The sequence below is a fragment of the uncultured Aquimarina sp. genome (assembly GCF_947492965.1).
In the GTDB taxonomy this organism is placed as follows: domain Bacteria; phylum Bacteroidota; class Bacteroidia; order Flavobacteriales; family Flavobacteriaceae; genus Aquimarina.
The window spans coordinates 1-3,955 of record NZ_CANLOZ010000024.1; the positions used below are offsets into that span (position 1 = coordinate 1).

The window sequence follows — 3,955 nt, forward strand, 5'->3', positions numbered from 1 at the left end:
ATATACTAGACCATTGGGTGGTTAACCGTTCGTTGCTTTCGTTTTGCTTTTCAGATTCCTAAAATGCACGGATAACGGTTTGTATAAAAACCGTTTTAATGGTTTTTATACTTTGTTATAGGTTTTTTCTATCCAGTTTATATATATAACAGAAGAATCTTTAAAATGTTTATTACTTGATTTGTTGAATTCTTTAGCAATTGGTAAAATCATCTTATGAATTTTTTTTAGGTCTATCGAAGGGTTATCGACTGAATTCCAAATATTTTTAGATTCTAAATTTGTGTTCGACATAATTGCACTCATTGCTTGAAACTTTAAATTATCATTATCAGATTTAATTCCATCTAACAAGATTTGAATTCTTTTTTTAGAGTGTTCACTAAATTTACCACGTCCAATAGCGTATACGATTTTAATCTTAGTGTCAATAGATCCAGAATGATATTCTTTCACCAGTTTTTCTAAAGCTTTTTCTCCTGCAATACTAAGAGCCCATGTTGCTCTATCTGCAACAGGAGTATATTCGTCAAATAAAGTATTGTAAATCTCAGTAATATAATCATCTTTAATTTTGGATAGAGACTTAGGGAACTTGTCAATTAGATGAAAAATCGCAAAAAATCGATTGTTAGGATTACTATCTTTTAAAAGTTCAAATAAAATATCAAAGATTTCAATATTCAGTAAAGATAAGTCCGCATTAGACATTGCCTTGTGCTTAGCTTCGTCAGTTCCATTTTTTAATATTTTTTTAAACTCCTTTAAGTTCATATTTGTAATTACCTATAACGTTTAATATATGTGTCGTAGCAGAGCAAAATGTTACCCTGCTTTTTGATTTTTCTGCGCATTGGTTGCTAACTTTTACCTTCTGCAAGTATTGCGCCTTAGCAAAAATGCAACAACCATGGGATTTATGACTTAGTTGCTATGATCACATATATCGTGTTGTGTACAGTTTTTATTCAGGTATTTTAATATATTCCACTTCTTTTTTATTCGTCACAAGAATCATTCTTTTTGAATTCAGGTATTTTAATTCAGAAGTCCAATTCCCAGCAAGATTTGTAAATCTTAACTTGAACCCCATATCATATTTTATAATATCCACAAAAGGGTGATTGTCAATTATTAGATACTCACCTTTATTTTCAGTTAGTTCAATTTCTGTAAGATTACCTTGTCCTTTTTCAAACCAATATTTGTAACAGGTTTTAGATTCAGAGTCTTTAATTTTCCATATTCCGCTCAGATAAGACTCAACTTCTTTTTCAGATTCACAACATTTGAGATGTTGTCCAATTACGGTCAGTGGTAAAAACATTAATATTAAAAATAGATTCTTCATCATATTGTACACAACGTTTAATATATGTGTCGTAGCAGAGCAAAATGTTACCCTGTTTTAGACAAAAAAAGCGCATTGATTGCTAACTTTTACTCTCTGCAAGCATTGCGCCTTTATAAATATACAACAACCAATCGATTGATCACTTTGCTGCTATGGCACATATATCTTGTTATCGTGCGTTCTTTTTTCAGTCACTAACCTTACTAGACTAGCCAAGCAAGGTGATATTACTTGCGTTATTACTCCGTCAATTTTATTTTTTCTTTTCTTGCGATCACCTTGCAATCATAGAGCAGGAGACAGACCTTATCAAATGAACCTGAACTTTTTTTCGTCAGAAGCTGATCAGCCAAAAAAGCGATTTTTTAGCACGTTACTACTCCGTATTCCTCCTCAATTTTGGTTTTTTCTATCGCTTTTTCCTCGATTAGGTCTTAACCATCACAAAAATACTCAGGTCATTGGGTGGTTAACCGTTCGTTGCTTTCGTTCTAATTTTCAGATTCCTAAAATGCACGGATAACGTCTCATGTATGGTGCGTTGCTATCCCGCAGGGTAGCTATGCACTATACATTTTGTTGTATGCCGTTTTTTATTATCCATAAGGTAAAATTCTATGTAACCATCTCTTCGCACCATCTACATCATAATTTTCTAAACATTCTTTTACCTTTCCAATATTGTATTTTAAACTTGTCACTTTATCTTTTTTTGTTTGAGAGTCGTTCCATTCAGTTGATAACTGTCCAACAGCATAGAAAAAACCTTTTTCTACATTATCTCCATAAAAATTCAGACCTGTAATAAAAAGCTCTAATTTATACGAATCATAAGGAAATCCATTCGTGCAATTCCACGCTTTCATTAGACGAATGATTGGGCGAACGATTGAATTATATTTTGTGTTTACTTCAGTAAGTTTTGACTTAACATCATTTGGGTCAGTTGTTTGCCAACCATAATCACCAGGAATATACAATGTTGAAGACCAATAAGTACTTTCTTCTTTTGCAGGGACAAGGTCATAATGAATATTTCCAAGTCTAATAGTTACGGTAGGAAATGACCTTACTACTTCTGAACCATATCTGTCTTTGTAGTATTTATTACCGAAATTTTTTAACCAAGCACGATACGTTTCAGGTGTTCTTTCATATTCGGTATGGTTGAATACAACCATAATGTCTATGTCAGATTTACTATCAACTGAACGAGGAAGAATAGTGTCTCTGTCATACGACCCAAAAACAAACCTTCTTTTTATTAAAAGACCTAATTCTTTGTCAAGGTTTGCCAAAAGATTGTCTTTTGAAGTATTAATTCTTGAAATTTCAGCCGAATCCTTTTTTAAGTAAAAAGAGTAGGATAAATTTCTTAAATAAGTATCTATTGAACTTGCCATATTATAATTCTAATTCGCTTGCAGTATATGATTCTTCACCGGATTCAATTCCTTTTTTGGCAAGTTCATAATCTGATTTACTTGTAGGAAACGATTCAGATTCTTTATTTATGTCTTCTATTTCGTTAGCAATTTCTTCAAGACTTTCAATTAAATGTTTGTCCTTAATAGCGTCATCTTCAATATATGCTTGAAGTCTATCGCATCTTTTCATAATAGCCAAATATTTATTTCCAACTCTTCTATGACCCTCAACCTTTTTTTGAAGATTTAAAAATGTTTGAAACCCACTCAAAAGGGCAGCTATAAGAGCTAAAACTAATGGTACAAATTTTACCCAGTTTGTGACACCATCTGTTAACACATAAAACAAAACAGAACCAGTCAAAACATTAATGAATATTAAAGGAATACCAATCCAATAATGTTGTTTTTCTTTTCGGTCAGCGGCATTAAAATGTTTTTTCTTACCGTAAAGAGAATCAACTTTTATTCTTTTTATTTTGCCCTTAGTGTTTTCCATAGATTTTATTGTTCCAATTTCATACCCTCAAAAATTTCTTTAAACATTTCTCCAGGGTCAATATCAATCGCAAGAGCAATTAAATACAATTCATCTGCTCTTAGCTTAGTTGATTCATTTGAAGTTAATTGGGATAATCTTGCTTGACTTATTCCCGTTCTTCTTGAAACCATTGCTCTATTAACTGATTTTTTTGTTAAGTATAGCCCTAAAGAAGTCATAAATCTTTCGAATTTGTTGATATAAATTTAGTTATTGAAAAGAAAAATATAGAATTTCTAAAGTTTTGTTTTGAATTTAGATAGAGTTTATATAGATTTGTTTAGAAATTCTAAAGAATACTTTTCAATACTTATAGATTATGAGCAAAAGATATACCAAAGCCGATTTAGAAGAGATTGTTTACAAGCAATTAGAAAATTTAAACGCTATGCACGATTTATTAGGAATTATGAAATACCAAAATGATTTGATCTACAATATCAATCAAACGTTGAGGGAGGAAATCGGTCAATTCAAAAAACAACAGGTGATGTATCCAACAAGAAGAAACCCAAAACCGAAAATCTAATAAAGTTGGCTTTTCCGCAATGGCATACAACGTTTTATATATGTGTTGTAGCAAAGCAAAATGTTACCTTGCTTTTTGATTTTTCTGCGCATTGGTTGCTAACT

At 31.4% G+C, this 3,955-nt stretch carries 6 protein-coding genes; 1 reads left to right on the forward strand and 5 read right to left on the reverse strand.

Features of this window, described 5'->3' with window-relative positions; all coding sequences use genetic code 11:
• Positions 1 to 105: 105 nt before the first annotated feature.
• From Q1B37_RS24125 to Q1B37_RS24145, 5 genes are all read right to left on the reverse strand, one after another.
• A complete protein-coding gene (locus Q1B37_RS24125; RefSeq protein ID WP_299903323.1) occupies positions 106 to 774 on the reverse strand; it encodes a HEAT repeat domain-containing protein in 669 nt (222 codons plus the stop codon).
• 190 nt (positions 775 to 964) lie between these two features.
• Entirely contained in the window at positions 965 to 1,354 is a 390-nt protein-coding gene (locus Q1B37_RS24130; RefSeq protein ID WP_299903325.1) for a hypothetical protein, read from the reverse strand.
• Between the two features lie 596 nt (positions 1,355 to 1,950).
• Positions 1,951 to 2,757: a nucleotidyltransferase domain-containing protein gene (locus tag Q1B37_RS24135; RefSeq protein WP_299903327.1), complete on the reverse strand. Its 807-nt coding sequence runs from the start codon at positions 2,755 to 2,757 to the stop codon at positions 1,951 to 1,953.
• A 1-nt stretch (position 2,758) separates the two neighbouring features.
• Positions 2,759 to 3,280: an SLATT domain-containing protein gene (locus Q1B37_RS24140; RefSeq protein WP_299903329.1), complete on the reverse strand. Its 522-nt coding sequence runs from the start codon at positions 3,278 to 3,280 to the stop codon at positions 2,759 to 2,761.
• 5 nt (positions 3,281 to 3,285) lie between these two features.
• A complete protein-coding gene (locus Q1B37_RS24145) occupies positions 3,286 to 3,501 on the reverse strand; it encodes a helix-turn-helix transcriptional regulator (protein ID WP_298342501.1) in 216 nt (71 codons plus the stop codon).
• A gap of 140 nt (positions 3,502 to 3,641) precedes the next feature.
• Between Q1B37_RS24145 and Q1B37_RS24150 the strand changes: the two genes are divergently transcribed.
• Entirely contained in the window at positions 3,642 to 3,851 is a 210-nt protein-coding gene (locus Q1B37_RS24150) for a hypothetical protein (RefSeq protein WP_299903331.1), read from the forward strand.
• Positions 3,852 to 3,955 lie beyond the last annotated feature (104 nt).

Excerpts from the sequence above, each read along its gene's own strand:
- Q1B37_RS24125 (WP_299903323.1), bottom strand. The coding sequence starts at position 774 with ATGAACTTAAAGGAGTTTAAAAAAATATTAAAAAATGGAACTGACGAA.
- Q1B37_RS24130 (WP_299903325.1), bottom strand. The coding sequence starts at position 1,354 with ATGATGAAGAATCTATTTTTAATATTAATGTTTTTACCACTGACCGTA.
- Q1B37_RS24135 (WP_299903327.1), bottom strand. The coding sequence starts at position 2,757 with ATGGCAAGTTCAATAGATACTTATTTAAGAAATTTATCCTACTCTTTT.
- Q1B37_RS24140 (WP_299903329.1), bottom strand. The coding sequence starts at position 3,280 with ATGGAAAACACTAAGGGCAAAATAAAAAGAATAAAAGTTGATTCTCTT.
- Q1B37_RS24145 (WP_298342501.1), bottom strand. The coding sequence starts at position 3,501 with ATGACTTCTTTAGGGCTATACTTAACAAAAAAATCAGTTAATAGAGCA.
- Q1B37_RS24150 (WP_299903331.1), top strand. The coding sequence starts at position 3,642 with ATGAGCAAAAGATATACCAAAGCCGATTTAGAAGAGATTGTTTACAAG.